Annotated in this window: 19 protein-coding genes; 4 read left to right on the top strand and 15 right to left on the bottom strand. The window is 33.0% G+C overall.

What is annotated here, in order from left to right; genetic code table 11:
• The first annotated feature begins 276 nt into the window (after window positions 1-276).
• Window positions 277-1,047 carry an alpha/beta fold hydrolase gene (locus tag ATO12_RS08250; protein ID WP_034241152.1) on the top strand — a complete coding sequence of 257 codons (771 nt, stop codon included), beginning with the start codon at window positions 277-279 and terminating at the stop codon, window positions 1,045-1,047.
• 19 nt (window positions 1,048-1,066) lie between these two features.
• Window positions 1,067-1,672 (top strand): ribosome biogenesis GTP-binding protein YihA/YsxC, encoded by a 606-nt coding sequence (gene yihA, locus ATO12_RS08245; protein ID WP_034241151.1) that lies wholly within the window; start codon window positions 1,067-1,069, stop codon window positions 1,670-1,672.
• On the opposite strand, the gene ATO12_RS08240 is transcribed toward yihA, so the two are convergent.
• The 3 genes from ATO12_RS08240 to gldB are packed head-to-tail and all read right to left on the bottom strand — an operon-like array spanning window position 1,669 to window position 3,400.
• Entirely contained in the window at window positions 1,669-2,034 is a 366-nt protein-coding gene (locus tag ATO12_RS08240) for a hypothetical protein (RefSeq protein ID WP_034241150.1), read from the bottom strand. The two genes, yihA and ATO12_RS08240, sit on opposite strands and share 4 nt — an antisense overlap.
• A gap of 59 nt (window positions 2,035-2,093) precedes the next feature.
• Window positions 2,094-2,432, bottom strand: coding sequence for a gliding motility protein GldC (gldC, locus tag ATO12_RS08235; RefSeq protein WP_034241149.1), 339 nt, complete (start codon window positions 2,430-2,432; stop codon window positions 2,094-2,096).
• A complete protein-coding gene (gene gldB, locus ATO12_RS08230; RefSeq protein WP_034241364.1) occupies window positions 2,432-3,400 on the bottom strand; it encodes a gliding motility lipoprotein GldB in 969 nt (322 codons plus the stop codon). The genes gldC and gldB overlap by 1 nt, the downstream gene beginning before the upstream one ends.
• Window positions 3,401-3,580: 180 nt before the next feature.
• On the opposite strand from gldB, the gene nadE reads away from it, so the two are divergent.
• Both nadE and ATO12_RS08220 read left to right on the top strand, forming a co-directional pair.
• Window positions 3,581-4,369: an NAD(+) synthase gene (nadE, locus tag ATO12_RS08225; RefSeq protein ID WP_034241147.1), complete on the top strand. Its 789-nt coding sequence runs from the start codon at window positions 3,581-3,583 to the stop codon at window positions 4,367-4,369.
• 141 nt (window positions 4,370-4,510) lie between these two features.
• The gene (locus tag ATO12_RS08220; RefSeq protein WP_024770694.1) at window positions 4,511-5,143 is read left to right on the top strand and encodes a response regulator; all 633 of its coding nucleotides are present in this window, start codon (window positions 4,511-4,513) and stop codon (window positions 5,141-5,143) included.
• On the opposite strand, the gene dnaG is transcribed toward ATO12_RS08220, so the two are convergent.
• The 12 genes from dnaG to ATO12_RS08160 form a co-directional block, all read right to left on the bottom strand.
• Window positions 5,140-7,101 carry a DNA primase gene (gene dnaG, locus ATO12_RS08215; protein ID WP_034241144.1) on the bottom strand — a complete coding sequence of 654 codons (1,962 nt, stop codon included), beginning with the start codon at window positions 7,099-7,101 and terminating at the stop codon, window positions 5,140-5,142. The genes ATO12_RS08220 and dnaG overlap by 4 nt on opposite strands.
• Window positions 7,102-7,301: 200 nt before the next feature.
• On the bottom strand, window positions 7,302-10,565 hold the full coding sequence (locus ATO12_RS08210) for a fibronectin type III domain-containing protein (protein WP_117590014.1): 3,264 nt from the start codon (window positions 10,563-10,565) through the stop codon (window positions 7,302-7,304).
• 515 nt (window positions 10,566-11,080) lie between these two features.
• Window positions 11,081-12,124 carry a porin family protein gene (locus ATO12_RS08205; RefSeq protein ID WP_034241141.1) on the bottom strand — a complete coding sequence of 348 codons (1,044 nt, stop codon included), beginning with the start codon at window positions 12,122-12,124 and terminating at the stop codon, window positions 11,081-11,083.
• A 74-nt stretch (window positions 12,125-12,198) separates the two neighbouring features.
• Window positions 12,199-13,005 carry a hypothetical protein gene (locus ATO12_RS08200; protein ID WP_034241139.1) on the bottom strand — a complete coding sequence of 269 codons (807 nt, stop codon included), beginning with the start codon at window positions 13,003-13,005 and terminating at the stop codon, window positions 12,199-12,201.
• Window positions 12,986-13,555, bottom strand: a complete 570-nt coding sequence (locus tag ATO12_RS08195) for an RNA polymerase sigma factor (protein WP_034241136.1) — start codon at window positions 13,553-13,555, stop codon at window positions 12,986-12,988. Before ATO12_RS08195 ends, ATO12_RS08200 begins: the two co-directional genes overlap by 20 nt.
• Window positions 13,556-13,740: 185 nt before the next feature.
• A complete protein-coding gene (locus tag ATO12_RS08190) occupies window positions 13,741-14,718 on the bottom strand; it encodes a polyprenyl synthetase family protein (RefSeq protein ID WP_025665079.1) in 978 nt (325 codons plus the stop codon).
• A 124-nt stretch (window positions 14,719-14,842) separates the two neighbouring features.
• The gene (rlmN, locus tag ATO12_RS08185; protein ID WP_034241362.1) at window positions 14,843-15,883 is read right to left on the bottom strand and encodes a 23S rRNA (adenine(2503)-C(2))-methyltransferase RlmN; all 1,041 of its coding nucleotides are present in this window, start codon (window positions 15,881-15,883) and stop codon (window positions 14,843-14,845) included.
• A 119-nt stretch (window positions 15,884-16,002) separates the two neighbouring features.
• Window positions 16,003-16,926 (bottom strand): chalcone isomerase family protein, encoded by a 924-nt coding sequence (locus ATO12_RS24700; RefSeq protein ID WP_051575690.1) that lies wholly within the window; start codon window positions 16,924-16,926, stop codon window positions 16,003-16,005.
• A gap of 293 nt (window positions 16,927-17,219) precedes the next feature.
• Window positions 17,220-18,269, bottom strand: coding sequence for a tRNA preQ1(34) S-adenosylmethionine ribosyltransferase-isomerase QueA (gene queA / locus ATO12_RS08170; RefSeq protein WP_034241133.1), 1,050 nt, complete (start codon window positions 18,267-18,269; stop codon window positions 17,220-17,222).
• 161 nt (window positions 18,270-18,430) lie between these two features.
• A complete protein-coding gene (locus ATO12_RS08165) occupies window positions 18,431-19,657 on the bottom strand; it encodes a 3-phosphoshikimate 1-carboxyvinyltransferase (protein WP_034241130.1) in 1,227 nt (408 codons plus the stop codon).
• Window position 19,658: 1 nt separating this feature from the next.
• Window positions 19,659-19,913, bottom strand: a complete 255-nt coding sequence (locus ATO12_RS25790) for a hypothetical protein (protein ID WP_131248795.1) — start codon at window positions 19,911-19,913, stop codon at window positions 19,659-19,661.
• A complete protein-coding gene (locus ATO12_RS08160; protein ID WP_034241127.1) occupies window positions 19,913-20,239 on the bottom strand; it encodes a nucleotide pyrophosphohydrolase in 327 nt (108 codons plus the stop codon). Before ATO12_RS08160 ends, ATO12_RS25790 begins: the two co-directional genes overlap by 1 nt.

The following is a 20,239-nucleotide window of genomic DNA, read 5'->3' as shown; positions in this document are numbered from 1 at the left end:
CAAATATATTGAAAAAATTACCACTTTTTACCACAATTTACCACATTGTTAATAAATTGTCTTCTAAACAGTAAAGCCACAACAACTAAAAACTTTAAGATTTTGTTTATCAGCACACTACGTCAACACTTGTGAATTCTTGGTTTTACCTAATTTGAGATAGAAATAATAGGTCTCGAAAAAAAATATAAAAATTCATTCTGTAGTATTAATAAAAAATCCCAAAACTAATTATGAAAATGCTATATTTGCTTTTAATTCTTGTAAGAAGTATTAATGAAGCACGAATTAAAAAAAGACGGAAAATTTAGTTATCTAGATTTAGGGGAAGGCACACCAATCATCATTTTACACGGATTGATGGGTGGTTTGAGTAATTTTGAGGGTGTTAGTTCTTACTTCCCTGAACACGGATATAAGGTACTGATCCCAGAGCTCCCTGTATATACTTTATCTTTACTAAAAACCAAAGTAAGTACTTATGCCAGGTACCTTAAAGATTTTATTGATCACTTAGGATATGGTGATAAAGAAGTTATACTTCTCGGTAATTCTCTAGGGGGACATATTGCCCTTTTATGCACCAAGATGTTTCCCGAAAAAGTAAAGGGTTTGGTTATAACCGGAAGTTCTGGCCTTTACGAAAGTGCCATGGGAGAAAGTTACCCAAAACGAGGTGACTATGAGTACATTAAAGCTAAAGCAGAAAATGTATTTTATGATCCCGAAATTGCTACCAAAGAGATTGTAGATGAAGTATATGCTACTGTTAATGATCGAAATAAATTAATTAGAACTCTTGCAATTGCTAAGAGTGCTATTCGACATAACATGGCAAAAGATCTACCTAACATGAATACCCCAACTTGTATTATTTGGGGGAAAAATGATAATGTTACTCCCCCAGAAGTTGCAGATGATTTTAATCGTTTATTACCTGATTCTGATTTATACTGGATTGACAAATGTGGTCATGCTGCTATGATGGAGCATCCTGAAGAATTTAACCGTTTACTATACAATTGGTTACAAGAACGTAACTTCTAATCATAATTGATTTGACACTATGAAGATTAGTAGCGCTGAATTTGTAATGAGTAATAGCGACGTTGCCAAATGTCCTAAAGACAAACTCCCTGAATATGCATTTATAGGCAGATCTAATGTTGGCAAATCCTCATTAATCAACATGCTTACTACTCGTAAAAGTCTTGCTAAAACATCGGGTAGACCGGGAAAAACGCAGTTGATTAATCATTTTATTATCAATAAGGCTTGGTTTTTGGTTGATTTACCTGGATATGGATATGCCAGAGTATCTAAGTCTTCAAAAAAAGTATTTCAGAAATTTATTACTGCGTACTTCTCTAAACGAATACAATTGGTTAGCGCTTTTGTTTTAGTAGATTGCCGTCATGAACCACAAAAAATAGACCTCGAGTTTATGCAATGGTTAGGTGAAAATCAAATACCATTTTCTATTATTTTCACAAAAGCCGATAAGCTTTCAAAAAATAAGTTACCCGCTCAAATAAGTGCTTATACTGAAGAAATGCTCAAATATTGGGAAGAAATGCCTAATTATTTTATCACCTCATCTTCTTCTGGACAAGGTAAAGAGGATGTTCTTAACTACATCGCAGAAATTAATTCCCAATTAAAAAAGTCTTAGTTCATTTTCTGTTTCAGAAATCCTATCAATTCTTCTGCAGAGTTTAGAGATGATATCTCTTTCGAATCAAATAACACATCAATTTTTTCTCCTTGCTTTTTAAAAACAATAGGAAAATCAAAATTTTCGCCTTCCAAACAGGAATACGTTCTCAAGAACTCATCTTTATACATAAAAACGAATTGATAATCTGAATTTTCTCTAAAACTCTTCCATACCTTTTTTTCAGAAAAATTACCATGAGTAAGACTGCAAAGATCACATGAATATGTAGTCGGGCTTATAATCTTATGAAGGTTATCAAGATATTTATTCCAAATATCTGATTTTGTATTATATACAAAATACAAGGTTTTTTTCAATGTTCATTTTTTGACATTTAGTCAACAAATCTGACCAAACATTTCAAAAAAACAAAATATTACTTTTGCTTAAGATCCAGTTTTTCGGCAAAGTAATCACAAAAATCTTTCATAGTTGCCGACATCTTTTCATCTTGTGTAGCTCGATAAAAAGTATCACTCATAGCAACTAATGTTTGATGAAAAAAGATCCTCATTTCATCCACAGGCATATCTTTGGTCCATAAATCAATACGAAGGCTTTCTTTATTTTTGCTATTCCATACAGACAGAAGCATTGCTTTGGTTTCTTCGTTCTCTACTCCACCATCTTTTGCTGTCCATTTTAATTTTTCTGGAATCCTGTTTTCATCTAATTCTATATCTATTTTTATTTCTGACTTATGATTATTTGCCATTATCTTTCGGGTTTATATTTTGATCTGTTAAAAATCGTTTCGGCATCTGCCACTATTAATTGCCGCAAAGATACATTGTTATTTTTCATATACGAAGTTACAATCCTCCATCCTATAAATTGTCCTATTCTATCTGGAGCTTCTTTATCAATTTCTTCTAAATAAAATTTTGAAAAAGGTCCGGGATACAAAAATCTAGGCATAAGGGTACTCTCTGTACTATATAATAATTGGCGATCTACGAAATACCTCCATATTTCCTCTTCATTAGCTTTTGCCCAGGCATACTGCTCTTCTGTATACCCAATTTTTCTGGCATCGCTAAAATCTGGTAAGAGTAAATTTTTAAGATATAGTTCTTTCCCAAAAGAAACAAGATTACCCAAAAACGTTCTATCTCTAATCGGTCCTATCTGATTTTTTGCATACATAGAGGCCACATCTGGTACTATATATTGTCTATCAAAATGCTGTCTTAAATATTTTTGTATCCCTTCATAAAAATGATGGTCCTTACCTAAATATGTATCCAAAGAAATAATAAGCAACCCTTTTGAAAGTACCACTTTATTATGATAATCTACATCATTTGTAATTGTAACCACTCTAGGTTCTTTAATTTCTGGGAAATAATATTTAATACGCTGAAAAAGTGAATACAGTTCATCTTCCTCGGAAGAAAAATCTGAAAAAGCTTTCTCTACTTCTTTGTTTACTTCTTGTTGTATTGTATCTCGAGACCTTTTGATCCATACACTATCTGCAAATTTTTCTGAAAATAAGAAAGGATATTCCTTTTTTAGATTAGGTAAGTTTTCCTGAGTCATTTCTGCAAATAATCGATCAAAACGTTCAATTTTAATATCTACAGGGATTTCAGCAACTTCTTTATCTACTTTATTTTTACTAGAACAAGAACATAATATGCAAAAAATAATGGCGAATTTTAAATACTTAATACTATTCATTCTTAAATTATAATATCTCTCTAAATAATTTCTACTATTCCAGAACGCCATCTTTTTTTATTAATTTTATATTCGCAAAGGTAAGATATCAAATTACCACAGACAAAGATCGAAATACGAAGTATAAAATTGAAATACTGATCGTTTTCAGGTTTAAATTAACATTAATAAGTAACAAGTATGCAAACAGAAAAAGTAATTGATCATATCGTAAACTGGTTAAAAGAATACGCTACTAATGCAAACATAGAAGGTTTTGTTATTGGTGTAAGCGGAGGGATTGATAGTGCAGTTACTTCTTCTTTATGTGCAAAAACAGGTTTAAAAACGCTTTGTGTAGAAATGCCTATTCATCAAGCCCAGAGCCAGGTAACAAGAGCCCAGGAACATATCGCCCAATTAAAAGAAAGGTTTTCTAATGTTTCTGATATTAGAGTTGATCTAACTCCCGTTTTTGAAGAATTAAAATCTGCTGTTCCTAAGACGGCCCCAAGTGCGCAACTTGATCTGTCATTAGCAAATACCAGGGCTCGATTAAGAATGTCTACATTGTATTATTTTGCAGGTTTATATAAATATCTAGTTGCAGGAACAGGTAATAAGGTTGAAGATTTTGGAGTTGGTTTTTATACCAAATATGGAGATGGTGGTGTAGATTTAAGTCCAATTGCTAACTTGTTAAAAAGCGAAGTGTATGCAATAGGAAAAGCTCTAAAAGTACCTAATTCGATACAAGTTGCTCCTCCTACCGATGGATTATTTGGAGATAGCAGAAGTGATGAAGATCAAATTGGCGCAAGTTATGATGAATTAGAATGGGCTATGAAAATGAAAGATGAAGGCAAAAAAATTGATGATTTTGAAGGAAGGGAACAAGAGGTTTTCAAAATTTTTATCCGTCTAAATACCGTAAACCAACACAAAATGATCCCTATTCCGGTGTGTAAAATACCCGTTAATCTATTATAATCAACATTTTGTCGATAAATACATAAAAAAAAGTTTACGAGGACTAGTTCTTAGTAATTTTGCACAAAGATTTAAAAATTACCCCTAGCCTAAGATGTTACACTCTTAAAATTAAACTAACATTAACAATCGTAAACAAGAATGACAACCGTATTAATCGCAGATCATCATCCAATTACAAGGAAGGGGATCGTTTCCTTATTTCGCAACTCAGAAGATTATGAGATCATTGGCAAAGTAAGTAACGGAAACGAGATGTATGATGTTTTGAAAGCTAATACTCCAGATGTACTCATTATGGAGTTAGATTTACCTCAGATCAATGGAATTATGGCATTGAGAACTATTAAAAAAGAATTCCCTAGAATCAAAGTAATTATTTTTAGTTCTCATCCCGAAGAAATGTATGCTTTAAGTGCTATTAAAGCAGGGGCTTCGGCATACTTATCCAAAACAGTACCAACAAAAACACTTAAAAAAGCAATAGAACGCGTTGCAAGGGGTGGTATATATTTAAATGATAACCTTACACAACAATTAGCAAACGGAAATGCTAATGAAAATAATATGGTTGTAAAATATAAAAAACTATCCTCCCGAGAAATAGAAGTACTCAACCTACTATCTTCTGGAAAACGTAATAAAGATATAGCTTCTACATTATCTATTAATGAAAAAACGGTAAGTACGTATAAGACGCGACTGCTAAAAAAATTAAAAGTAGATAATCTAGCAGATTTAATCCATCAATCAAGATTATTGCATATAAGTTAAATCACTCGATTTAGTTTTCTATACAATAATTTTTTGAGGGTTTGGTAATCTCGAATATCTTCTAGAATATTCATATTACTTTCAAGATTCTGAGCTTTCACTTCTTGTGAAAGCTCTTTTATCTTTTGATCGATTAAAAAACCTCTTAAACTTAGAATAATATTATTCACATATTCTGCTACAGAATCTGTTTTTTGTTTTACATGAATTTCCATGTCTACCCACCTGTGAAGCTCATAACGTTCTTCTCTCATCATGATTTCTGTAATCTCTGAAGCTATTTCTGGTGGAATTTTATTAATAAAACTATCTATTTTAAACTCATCAACCTGATTTAACTCTTCGATCAAAATTGCATATATATCTTTAAAAACCTGATCTGTAAATTCGATTTCATCATCTTGCAGATCCAGATATATTTTTTCAAAAACTTTTATTTTATGTATTTCTGGCTCTAATATAAGTTCTCCATCTTCACTTTCTTTCATTATCAAATCTTCAAACTCTTCCTCCTGAACACCATATATCAATAAAGCTTTTATTATATGACGCTCTAATACATACTGCCTATTTACTTTAGGTTGTTTATGGGTTTCGGTTTTTACAACTTCTAGGGATTTTTGATGCTGTTTTTGCTGTTTACGATCTTCTTTTACATCAACATTACGAATTTGCGCCAAAGTATCAAACAATACATCTTCAGAAACGTCCATTATTCGAGAGCATTCTTTTACATAAATCTCTCGTTTGATCACGTCAGGAATTTTAGAAATACTAGTTACCATATCTCTAACCAGTTCTGCTCTTTTAATAGGGTCATTCTTAGATTCTTGCTGCAATAACGATGCTTTAAAACTAATAAAATCCTGAACATTCTCTTCGAGATACGAGTTTAGTTCTTCTAACGTATTTTGTTTAGCAAAACTATCTGGATCTTCACCATCAGGAAAACTACAGACTTTTACATTCATTCCCTGTTCAAGAATCAAATCAATTCCTCTTAAAGATGCTCGCATCCCGGCAGCATCACTATCAAACAATACGGTGATATTCTTAGTTAGCCTACTAATTAACCGAATTTGATCTGGTGTTAATGCTGTACCAGATGAAGAAACTACATTAGTAACCCCTGTTTGATTAAATTGAATAACATCTGTATATCCTTCTACAAGGTAACAGTTATCTTCTTTGGCAATAGCTTGTTTTGCATAATAAATACCATAAAGCACTTTACTCTTATGATAGATATCACTTTCTGGAGAATTAAGATATTTTGCTGCTTTTTTTTCATTGGTTAAGATTCTTCCTCCAAAGCCCAGGACCCGCCCAGACATCGATTGAATAGGAAACATTACTCTACCTTTGAAACGGTCAAATTGTTTTTCTTCTTTTACTATAGTTAGACCTGTTTTCTCCAGGTAGTCTAATTGATATCCTTTTTTAATAGCTTCGGCAGTAAATGCATCCCAAACATCAGGAGAATATCCTAGTCCAAACTTTTTTATAGTTTCTTCGGTAAAACCACGCTCTTTAAAATAGGTTAACCCAATAGCTTTTCCCTGTTCTGTTTTAAGTAAAGAATTCTGAAAAAAAGTATTGGCAAACTCGCTAACCAGATACATACTCTCTCGTTCATTCGCTTGTTCTTTTTGCTCATCTGTTTGTTCGGTTTCCAGAAATTCTATATTATATTTCTTAGCCAGGTATTTTATGGCTTCAGGATAGGTAAAATGCTCATGTTCCATCAAAAAAGCAACTACATTCCCTCCTTTTCCGCTAGAAAAATCTTTCCATATTTGTTTTACAGGAGACACCATAAAAGAAGGTGTTCTTTCATCACTAAAAGGACTTAACCCTTTAAAATTACTCCCTGCTTTTTTTAATTGCACAAAGTCACCTATTACTTCTTCTAACCGAGCAGTTTCGAATACAGCATCTATAGTGGACTTATGAATCATTATCTAGTATTATATAATTAAATAGGGAGTAGTAAGTGTTCTATTGCTAATCTTACTACAAAAGTTTATTTTCACCTATAAACAAGCTCAACGCAAAAATAATATAATTCCTGAGACACTGTCCTTTTCTTGATTTAATAAAAAAGAGGCTGTCTAAAAAAGACAGCCTCTTATATATTAGTTTTCTATGTATTCAGAAATTATTTTGCTATAATAAAACTTCTTGTAACTATAGTTTCTTTAGCAGTAATTCTTGCAAAATAAGTTCCTGCATTAAGGTTACTTACATCGATTTGCTTAACTCCCTGGTCATCAATACTACGAACTTTTTGACCAAACATAGAGAAGATCTCTAGTTTTTGGATTGGTGTCTTACCAACAGATATATTTAAAATACCTTTAGTTGGGTTTGGATACAACATAAATCGTTTGTCATTTGAGTTAACATCTGTTAATTCATAAGTATCCAGCCTTACACTTGAACCTTGAACGCAAAACTCTGTAGCGTCAGAACTTGTAAACTCTCCTCCTGATGCAATTGTACCTGCACTACTTGATAATGTATAAGAGCCATTACCATAAGAACAGCAAATTCCATCTCCAAAAGAATCAGAAATTGTAAATGTATAACTTCCTGAAGCTGGTGCACTAATAGTTTCTGTAACGGTAGACCCATCAGGATTTGCCGTAGAATAACTTTTCGAAGCTATCGTTGTACCTCCTGCATCGGTTAATGTCCAAGAAGTTTCTTCTGGATAGTTATCAAATGTTATACTTAGTGATAAATCACCAGTAGCACAATTCCCTGTAGTATCACTAGTAAGTGATATTTTATCTATTGCTGCATCAGCTTGCCAGGTATTTCCTGTTACACGATTAAATCTAAGTTTTAGTCCAACTCCAAGATACGCTGCTAAATCTATTGTAGCTGTTTGCCATGAGTTCCCCTGGTTTCCACTTTTGTTCCAGATACTTGTCCAGGTAGCTCCATCATCACTACTCGCTTCAACGTCTAGTGATCCAAAATTGGTTGCGCCATACATATGATATCTAAATGAGAATACCGCCGCCGTAGCACCACTAAGGTCAATACAAGGAGAAGTAAGAATTGCTCTTTTATTTGGGTATCCAGTACCATTTCCAGAAGCTTCAACATAGATATACGTTGATCCATCATCTGCACTAGAAGGCCCTGTATTATTAGAAGGTGTACCACCAGAGTCTCTTGACCAATCCAGGTCATCTCCTGATGCTTGTGTCCATCCTCCAAAATCGCTTTCAAAACTTTCATTATATGGAACAGCAACTCCATTTAAACATCCCGTTGCAGCTAGAGTAGTTACACTTATTGGTGTACTCGCAGCTGATTCATTTCCTGCGGCATCTTTAGCTAATACCTTAAATTCATATGTAGTCTCAGGAGAAAGTCCTGTTACTACCGTAGTTGTAGTTGTTACAGTAGCAACTACGGCTCCATCTTGTAATACATCATATCCTGCAACACCTACATTATCGGTAGATGCATCCCAGTTTAAAGTCGTCTGACCTGCTGAAGTATTAGATGCGGTTAAATTTGCAGGTACAGTTGGTGCCTGAGTATCTGGTGCAACTGTAGTAACGGTTAGTGTTGCACTTGCAGCAGATTCATTTCCTGCAGCATCTTTTGCTTTTACAGAGAAATCATAAGATGTACTTGCTGTTAATCCAGTAATATCTGCTGTAGTTGTAGCTACAGTTGCCACTACCGTACCGTCCTGATATACGTCATATGCAGTAACTCCTACATTATCAGTAGATGCATCCCAGCTTAATGAAGTAGAAACATCGGTAGTATTAGATGCAGTTAGATTAGCTGGAACTGTAGGAGCTTCTGTATCCGGAGTATCTGGTTCAATTCTGAAAGCAACAACATGACTCTTTCTCACATTAGGAGATGGTCCTTTCATATACTCACTGATATGCCAGAAAGTTTTATCATCTAAGGGATCGATAGTCATTTGACCATAATCTCCATAACGACCATCACCTCTATTATTTTGACTATCTCCGTCTGCAGAAACCTGCTCTGCCACAGTCATTGTTCCTACCGGGTCACTTGCTAATCTACCTGTGTATCGTAATGACGTATACACACTAGAACTTACTACTGTATATGCTAATCCGATATTACCCTGAGAATCCTGAGCAATACTTCCGCAAAAAGCACTAAGTCCATCTGGTTGTGTATATGTGCCTTCCTGATGAATAGTCCATGGTTGTCCATCTGCAGTTTGGCGAAGTTCATACCAACGAATGCCTGCCAGGCTATCGGTACCATCTAAGTCTACCACAAAGTTCATGACCACAGAATTATGTGTACCAAAACGTCTGTAATTTGTCATATACATCATAGTTGCTTGCAATGCATCTATATCTGGCCCACTACCTGGTTCATCAAGGTTTTGGAAAGATCCATTATCAAACACACTATCAAAAGCAGTTGTATTAAGGATTTGTGGTTGTGAAATGGTAGAATTTGCTGGAGTAGCCCAATCTACATTGGTTGTCCAAATTTTTAAGTGATCTGTCGAAATTCCAGACCAGCTATCGTCTTGCATATATACGATAGAACATCCTACACCCGCAGGAGGAAGTGTTGTACCTGTAGCATTAAATCCTCCTGGGCTATAAAACCCGTTGGTTTCTGCTCCTGGTAAAGGAAAACTTACCATCTGCGCAGATGCTTCTCCTGCAATCATCTTATCTCGTTCTACTGCAAATACTACATTGTTAGTATCTGGAGCATTTTGATCTTTGTTTGCAGTAATATAGTATCCATCATGCCAGATAGATAATTTTTCATAATCAGGAAATGTTCCTGTATTAAATCTATACGTAGACCATCCATCATTTACTGGGTCTGGTCCTTTACAAACGGCTATTAAAAATCCATTTGGCGTGTTACTAAACTCCATGATAATAAACCTATCGGCAAAATTATCATATACCACCACTGGATCTCCTAAATCTTCTCCCGGAAACAAAGTTGCCAAAGAAGCCTCGGGTACTAGTACATTACCTGATCTATCCAGGATACCAAAACCAGAATTAAATGCATACACATAATGATTAGGGCCAATAGCCCCGGTTGCATCATTTAATACTGTTCCTACATGAGCATCAAAAGATGCTATCGGAGCTCGAATTGCCATTTTACTAGCACTTTTTTGTTGCTCGATAAGCGGGTCATTTCCTTTAGGAAAACCTTTTCCCGGAACAAAAGTATTACTTCCTCTACGCTTAGGTGGAGCATCATGTTCTAATCCTTTAGCAGAAATAATGTTTTTCATTTTAGAAAGTGCCGGGATATCCTTTTTATAAACCGATTTACTTACGGCATTGGCTTTAACAGGAGCCCCTTGTTGAGCTAGCAGCCCGAAGCTGCAAAACATGAATAATGTTAAATAAAAAAATTTAGTTTTCATATGAGTGAAATTTGGTTAATTGTTCAATTTTGCACCAATCTCAACATAAGTAGTAACGTCTACATTTTGAGGCAAAAAATGTAGAATCGCTATTTAATTTTTGGAAAGAATTATTTCAATTATGACTTGGATAAATATAGAATATTTCATCTAGAAACAAAAAAATAAATTGTCATAAAATACTTACATTCAAATAGTTACGCTAAAACCACAATTAATTTAAGGGGAATGCCTCTATTTATATATTTAACAAATATTTATTATTAGTAAATTATTTAACATTAAAAACATATCGGTTAACCATATAGATTTGATAGGATATTAGTAAAATAAAGGTCTAAGAATTATAATTTAAATAGTTCATATAGTAAAAAAAACAAAAGAGCGATATAGTTATATCGCTCTTTTAAAATAATCATTATTTGCTCCTACTTCATTAACAAAAAACTATTTTATCTATTATAGTCTGTTAATTTTATAAAATATACAGGTAACTGTATCAATTTATTTATCGATTAAAAGTCAAAACGCAATCCTAACGACACATTATTTTGTTCAATCTCTGCATTTTTAAAAATCGGAGACAAATCATACTTGGCATATATAGACATATCTCCAAAACCAATATACCCACTTAATCCATATACCAGGTCACTGGTATTATAATCTCTTTTGATCTTATCTTTAACACGATCGCCATTTTCTTTATATTTTAATTTTTGGCGAGTACTTATATTTGCTCCAACATATCCTCCCAGACCAATTCTAAATCTATTTCTAGTAGAATATCGTATACTTTTTTCTGTTTCCGTCACTTTTGATGGTCCAAATTCAAGATGCACAGGAACGACAAGATTATCCATTCTAAATTTGGACTTATCTAATTCTACTCTAAATTCTTCTAATGTGGTTTGATTACCATTTTCTACAAAATATCTATTATCTGTGGGCTTTAAACCATTAGAAGTATACGAAATCCCGTACTTAACTCTCAGGAAGTTTGTATTTTTAAATACTCTTGTTTTCCAGGCCCAACCAATTTCGAAAAACCTACTTCCAAAAATTTTATAATCAGAATCATCTAATGATTGTCCTTCTACAATTGCATTGTTAAGTCCGAAAGCAATTACTAAATTTGATGTTGTACGTCTATCATATGGTATCTCTCTATCTTTGCCAGATCCAAAATTGATTCCGCAGAAAGTAAACCCTTCTTCCCAGTCTACTTCCAGAAACTCGGTAGCATCTTGGCCATTACGTTCTAAAAGTGCTATTTTATTTTCTAAAATAGCGATTTTGTTTTCAATATTAAGAGCATGGGTTTTTGCTGCTGCTTCTTTAAGTCTTTGTGCATCTTCTTTAGTTATTTCGTCATTTACCAGCCTTTCATTAATTTTTTCTACTTCTTTTTTTAATGCTTCTTTTTCTGCATTAACAACACGTTCTTTTTGTTGTACTAATCGTTCTATAGTTTGATTCTTCTCTTCTTCTTGAGCATTTAATAATTGAACAAAGAGTGTCATGGCCACAAATGTGGCTATTGTAACTATTGTCTTCATTGTCTTTTGAATTTTATTTGCAACCTCCCTGGATATACCCGGGAGATTGCGGATTGTTTGATTGATGAATGATTTTAATTATCCCTTTCTACTACAGCTGTTTTAACTTTTTGAAAACCTGTTTTAAGCGCTTCAAAAACACGTTGTTTAAAAGTTTCATCAAGTTCTGCTTCTACATCTTGCAGAAGGTTTGATGCACTCACTGTACTAGATTTTAATATTTTTGCTGTTGAAATTTCTCTTTGAGCTTCAAGTAATAACGCATTAATTTCATCATCAGTTACTTGGGCATTGTTTTTTTGAAGTTCCTGAATTTGTGCTACTACTCCCGCCACCTTATCTTCAATGATCAAAGAATCTACAGGTAAAACTTTATTTTTAGTCCTATCGATAGTTCTGCCATTTTCTACCAACTCAGTATCGTACTTTTTATTTTCTAACATTTTTTTTGCAATCTTATCTCCGGGGATTATAATTTCTAAAGGAACATTTTTCTTTTTAAGAGATGGTGTTGCAATCTTATCAGGTGTCGAGCTTTCTTCAACAATTTTAGAATTATTTTTTTCTATATTTTTTTGTTGGATATCCTTATTTTCGACCACCTCAATATTTTCTTTTTTTATAACCTCATTACCGTTATCGACAAATTGGGTGTTATTTTGTTCTGAAACCGGGTTTTGATTCATTAGTATCGAAGTCAGAATCAAGACTCCCACAAAAATGGCAGCAATACTATACCACTGGACTTTTTTACTTTCTTTTTTCTGTTTTTTTGCACTATCTAATTGCGTTGTTAATCGCTCCCAGGAATCACTAGAAGGCTGTATAGCGCGCTGTTCTAGCTTATCTTTCATCTTTTCTTCAAATTTCAATGGCGCCATTACTTATCTTATTTTGTTGGTTTAACTTTTGTTGCAACGTTTTTCTAGCTTTAAATAGTTGAGATTTTGATGTACTTTCAGAAATCTCTAACATTTTAGCTATCTCATTATGTTTGTATCCTTCTATAGCATATAGTACAAATACCATTTTATATCCTTCTGGCAAACTATCTATTAATTCCTGAATCTGGTCTATTTCTAATTCTGTATTAATATTGTTCCAGGACTCTTCTGTATAGCTCGCCATTTCTTCGGTGAAAAGAACTTGTTTTTCTTTTCTTAAAAAAGAGATCGATTCATTAATCATAATTCTTCGTATCCATCCTTCAAAACTTCCTTCGAACTTAAACTTATTCAAATTCATAAAAACTTTTAAAAACCCGCCAAGCATTACTTCTTCTGCAAAATGAATATCCTTAATGTATCGTCTACACACACTAAGCATTTTGGGGGCATACCGATTGTATAGCTGATGCTGTGCATCGCGATACTGCTTTGCTGCCCTTTTAATAAGTTGGGTTTCGCTTTTATAAAATTGAATAACTTTCAATATAAAATCAATTAATTAGATCTTCTATTTACATAGACGAGAATAAAAATAAAAAGGTTGCCTCGTATTTAAAATAAATTAGTGGGTATTATAAATATTTAGAGTTAATCGATATCTTTTTTTTATTAACAAGCTTACTATAAGCCTATTACATACTTTTTTTCTTTAATACTAAAAGCCTCTAATTATTTTTTTCTGTCGATAACATAATCAACCATAAGTTCTAAAGAAGATTTGTAATCTGAATCGGGATATTCTGATAAGATAGAAAGTGCATCGTTTTTAAATTGGTGCATTATTTTAATAGCGTATTCTAATCCTCCACTTACTTTTACAAAGTCTATAACTTCTTTAACTCTCTTTTTATCTTTATTATGATTTTTTACCGAGTTAATCAGCCATTTCTTTTTTTCCTTAGTACAGTGATTTAGTGTGTAGATAAGAGGGAGTGTCATTTTTTGTTCTTTAATATCAATCCCTGTGGGTTTTCCTATAGCTGTATCTCCATAATCAAATAAATCATCTTTAATCTGAAAAGCCATTCCGATAAGTTCCCCAAATTTTCTCATTTTTTCAACATCATCAGAATCGGGAGCTACAGAACAGGCTCCCAAGCTACAACAGGCTGCTATTAATGTCGCTGTTTTCTGACGGATGATCTCATAATATATCTCTTCTGTGATATCAAGATTTCTAGCTTTTTCGATTTGTAACAGTTCTCCTTCACTCATTTCTCTAACGGCTACCGAAATAATCTTTAAAAGATCAAAATCCCCATAATCAATAGAGAGTAACAATCCTTTTGATAATAGATAATCCCCTACCAAAACTGCTATTTTGTTTTTCCATAAGGCATTTATTGAAAAAAAGCCTCGCCTTTGATTAGAATCATCTACGACATCATCATGAACCAACGTTGCGGTATGAATCAATTCAATCACTGAAGCTCCTCGATATGTTCGTTCGTTTACTTCTCCTCCTGATATCATTTTTGAAACCAGAAAAACAAACATAGGTCGCATCTGCTTACCTTTTCTATTTACAATATAATGTGTAATTCTATTAAGTAAGGCTACCTTAGAGGTCATCGATTCTGAAAACTTTTGCTCAAAAAGTTCCATCTCATCAATGATCGGTAATTTTATTTGTTCTACAACTTTCAATATGCTGTACTTGATTCTGTTTTCTATAGTAACGCGAAGATAATGTAAAATAGTTTTTCTCTGAAACCGATATTGCTATATATCAAGAATATTACCTTTAATTTGATACATACAATGAGTACTTCTATGATTTGTTTGCTAGCTGACCACAAGCTGCGTCTATATCTTTTCCGCGACTGCGACGAACATTAATAACAATTCCACGAGATTCTAGTGCGTTAATGTAGTTATCGATTGCTTTGTTTGATGCCTGTTGAAATGCTCCATCATCAATTGGGTTGTACTCGATTAAATTTACTTTGCAAGGAACATAGGAACAAAACTTGATCAAAGCTTCTATGTCTTCCTTTCTATCATTTATTCCTTTCCAAACTACATATTCATAAGTGATCTTACTTTTTGTTTTTTGGTACCAATATTCTAAAGCTTCTTTAAGATCCACAAGTGGAAATGTTTCATTAAAAGGCATTATTGATGTTCTTATTTCATCTATTGCAGAATGTAATGAGACTGCTAATTTAAATTTCACTCCATCATCTGCCATTTTTTTAATCATTTTGGGCACACCAGAAGTAGACAATGTAATTCTTTTGGGAGACATTGCCAATCCCTTGGGGGAAGTGATTTTATCAATAGCTTTTAATACGTTATTATAGTTCATTAACGGTTCTCCCATGCCCATAAATACGATATTCGACAAAGGACGATTATGATATAGTCTACTTTCTTTATCAATAGCCATTACTTGATCATAAATCTCATCGGGATTAAGGTTTCTCATCCTTTTTAGCCGAGCTGTTGCACAAAATTTACAATCTAAGCTACATCCTACCTGGGATGATACACATGCCGTAGTTCTGGTCGGAGTAGGAATTAGTACTGATTCTACTACTAACCCATCATGTAATTTTACTGCATTTTTAATTGTACCATCTGTACTTCTTTGCATTTGATCAACCCGAATATGATTGATCACAAAATTTTCCTCCAGTATTTTTCGAGTGGCTTTAGAAATATTAGTCATGTCATTAAAACTATGAGCCCCTTTACTCCATAGCCATTCATAAACCTGATTCCCTCTAAAAGATTTATCTCCATTTTCTTCAAAGAAAAGTCGTAACTGATCTTTAGTTAAGGTTCTTATGTCTTTTTTCTTCACATTCATAACTTCTGCAAAAGTATAAAGATAAATGGTACTGTAACCTACATCTTCTTTCTTTATTATAGCAATCAAAAAACCCTGGAGAAATATCCAGGGGTTCTTAGTATTATTTTAAGATATCCTTATTTTTTAATTCTTCTCCATTCATGGACTCCTCCCCCTCCTTTATACTTCACCTTAAGTATATTTGGTTCGTCTTCATCAATCCATATTTGGCAATCTGAAACTCTACCATTTTTTATATCTGTAAATTTTCCATTTACATATCTATCTCCTTTTAATCTTAATCCTTTTAAAATAACTAACCCTTCTACATTTTGATTTTTGTCTGCACCTTCACATTCATAACAGATCGCATCTCTTTCTGATATACGCATCATTCTTTGTATGGTACCATACACTTTATTATCTATAATATATAACTGAACAATACTAATAGCTACCCCTGTTTTTTTATCATATGTTTTCCATCTTCCTAATATAGGATTGGGCTCATAAGATGCGAGTAAGTCTTCTTTTAATTGTTCATCAATAGGGTTTTCTCCTAACCAAATTTTGAATAAGGCCTTTTTAAACTCTTTACTATTTATTGTTCCCAATAATTCTTTGTTCTTATAAAGAGTTAATTTTCCTCCTTTAACATACAAGATTTTATAAATATCAAATTTATCTATCTCATTAGGAAGAAGATTAAGAAAGTCTCTAATTTGATTTTCTAACAAGTAACTATTACCATCTGTAGCTCTTTCTAAACCATTTCTTATAATATTCTTAAAGTCACTATCGGTAATTGAAGAAATAATTTTAATAGTAATCGCCATAGTAACATCTTTTTCTGCTACCATTACCCCATCCTCTACACCATCTACCTCAAAGTCTAAATATAATGCCATTGCATATAACTTTTCTGTAGATCCAGCACCATTAAGCATTAACTCTGATTTTTCAAAAACATCAACGTCGTTAAAGCTAATGTTACCAACCTTGGTTTGGGCATAAGAAAAAACAGTACTAAAAAATGCTACATAATAAATTACTCTTTTCATTCTATAATTAGGTTTAGTTCTTTTTTTATAATTGGAACATACAAAAAAAACGGTACAAATTTATAAAAAGTACGTTTATAAGCCTCATCTAGCATGTTTTTCGACAAAAATCAATTAATATCGATTTTTGGCATTTAAAACCAATTACGGTTTTACCATAATTTTTTAAGGCCTCGAAAATAGCACTTTTTTTGCGAAAAACGCAATTTAATAAGCTAATTTCTAGAAACATACAAAAAAACCCTACTAAATTTAGGATCTAGCAGGGTTTTTAATAATATTCATTTTTATTTTTATATGATTAGCATAGCATCACCATAAGAATAAAATTTATATTTTTCTTTTACCGCTTCTTCATACGCTTCTTTAATAAAATCATGTCCTGCAAATGCAGATACCATCATTAATAAAGTAGATTTAGGCGTATGAAAATTCGTAATCATACAATTTGCAATACTAAAATCATAAGGAGGAAAAATAAATTTATTAGTCCATCCTCTGAACTCATTTAAAGTTCTCTCTGATGACACCGAACTTTCAAGAGCTCTCATTACTGTGGTTCCGACAGCACAAATCCTTCTTTTATTTGCTATCCCGTTATTAATTGTATTAGCAGCATTAGCAGTAACATAAGCTTCTTCGCTATCCATCTTATGTTTAGATAAATCTTCAACCTCAACAGGGTTAAATGTTCCTAAACCAACATGCAATGTGATTTCTGCAAAATCAACTCCTTTGATTTCTAGTCTTTTCATTAAGTGCTTAGAAAAATGAAGTCCAGCAGTTGGGGCAGCAACAGCTCCTTCATTTTTAGCATATATAGTTTGATATCTTTCTTCATCTTCTGGTTCTGCATCTCTCTTAATATATTTAGGTAAAGGTGTTTCTCCCAGATCGTTAAGTTTTTGTCTAAATTCATCGTAGGAACCGTCATATAAAAAACGTAGTGTACGTCCTCTAGATGTGGTATTATCGATTACCTCTGCCACTAAACTCTCATCATCTCCAAAATACAGTTTATTACCAATACGTATTTTTCTAGCTGGATCAACAAGTACATCCCAAAGTCTTGTTTCAGAATTTAATTCACGTAATAAGAATACTTCAATTCTAGCCCCTGTCTTCTCTTTATTACCGTACAATCTAGCAGGAAAAACTTTAGTATTATTAACAACCATCACATCATTTGGTTCAAAATAATCTATAAGATCTTTAAACTGTTTATGCTCTATGGTCTGATCCTTTCTATTAAGAACCATTAGGCGAGATTCATCTCTGTTTTCAGCTGGGTACTCAGCCAATAAATCTTGTGGAAGATTGAAATTGAAATGTGATAGCTTCATTCGTATTTATTTTTTGAAGGTGCAAATATACAATCTTGCAATAGGGGTTGTCAAGTAAATTAGAATATATTTACATATACAGAGGTGCTGTTTTTAAATTATCGCATAAAAATTACCTTCAAAATATCTAAGTTAGTATCAACTATCCTGTTATATCTCTTTTACGCTTCTAAAATTTTAAACCCTAATTTCTTTAAATCTAACCAAAAATCGGGATAGGATTTAGAAACGACATTAGCATCTTCGACATATAATGATGTTTTAAGTGCAAGAGGTGCAAATGCCATAGCCATACGATGATCATGATACGTTGCTATAGTTACATCTTTTTTTATGGATTCTGAAGGTTCTAAGCGAAGAGAGTTCTCGGTAATATGTACTTGTCCTCCCAATTTTTCGATCTCATTTTTTAAAGCTTCCAGGCGATCTGTTTCTTTTATTTTTAATGTATGTAAACCAGTGAGATAGCATCCAATACCTAATCCAAAACAAGTTACAGCTATTGTTTGAGCAGTATCGGGAGAATTAGACAAATCTAATCCCTCTTCAAGTTTGTTAAGTTTACCCGACACCTTTTTTAAGGTAATTGTATTTTGATCAAAAGTAGTTTCTACACCCAGGCTTTTATATATTTCGGCAAGTTTAGCATCTCCCTGATAGCTCTGTTTTTTATAACTTCCAATAGTGACAGATGTATTATCAGAAAGCGCAACAATACTATAAAAATAGGAAGCAGAACTCCAATCTGATTCTACTACAATATTTTTTGGAGAAATTTTATCACAAGGGTTAATAGTAATTTTATTGTCGTTAAAAACACCTTTAATACCAACATCACTTAACAAACTTAATGTCATATTAATATAAGGCACAGAGGTTACTTTTCCTTCTAATACAATTTCTAACCCATTAGGTAATGAAGGAGCAATTAACATTAATGCCGAAATATACTGGCTACTCACATTTGCTTGTAAAGAGACAGAATTTGTTTCGGGTCGCTTTCCCTTAATGCGTATCGGGGGGTACCCATGTTCGTTTTCATAACCAATCTCACACCCCAATTGTTCTAATGCTTCGACCAATATTTTAATTGGTCTTTCTTTCATTCTTTTGCTCCCTGTGAGTATGGTTTCTCTACCGTTTTTAACAGCAAAATACGCCGTAAGAAAACGCATTGCAGTACCGGCATGATGAATATCTACAATAATTTCATCACTCTTCAATGCTTTTTGCATTAACTCAGAATCATCACTATTGGATACATTTTCGATACCAATATTAGGGTATAATGCCTGGAGTATTAATAATCTATTTGTTTCACTTTTTGATCCCGTAATTTGTAGCGTATTGCTTTCTATATTGGGGATGCGTTCTAATTTCAAATTCATTTTATCGATTTGATTTCCTTTTTCTTAATTCAAAATAATATCCCATAATCATCCCATATACTAACCCTCCTACTATTCGAGATATCATATATCTAATCCATTGTTGATGATTGATTCTTTCTTCTACAAAAGTACTCCAAGTAGAACTGCTGTATTGCATAAAATATTCAATAACACTAAAAATAATTATAAAGCCAAGTCCTATAAAGCATACAGAGGACCAATACTTTTTTGACGAAAGAATTGATGTAAACATTATTTTAATTTTTCGTTGTTATGGTGACGATTGTGATCTCTTTTTGTCTTAATATCCAGCTTTTTATCAAAAGCTTCCTGAAGATTAATTCCTGTTTGATTAGCCAAGCATAGTACCACAAACAAAACATCGGCCAATTCTTCTCCTAGATCTTTATTTTTATCACTCTCTTTTTCACTTTGTTCGCCATAACGTCGTGCAATAATTCTGGCAACTTCTCCTACTTCTTCGGTAAGTTGTGCCATATTGGTTAATTCATTAAAATATCGCACTCCATGATTTTTGATCCAATCATCTACAGCACGTTGGGCATCCTGAATATTCAT

The organism is Aquimarina atlantica, from assembly GCF_000626715.1.
GTDB lineage: Bacteria > Bacteroidota > Bacteroidia > Flavobacteriales > Flavobacteriaceae > Aquimarina > Aquimarina atlantica.
This window is presented reverse-complemented; position numbering and strand designations above follow the sequence as displayed.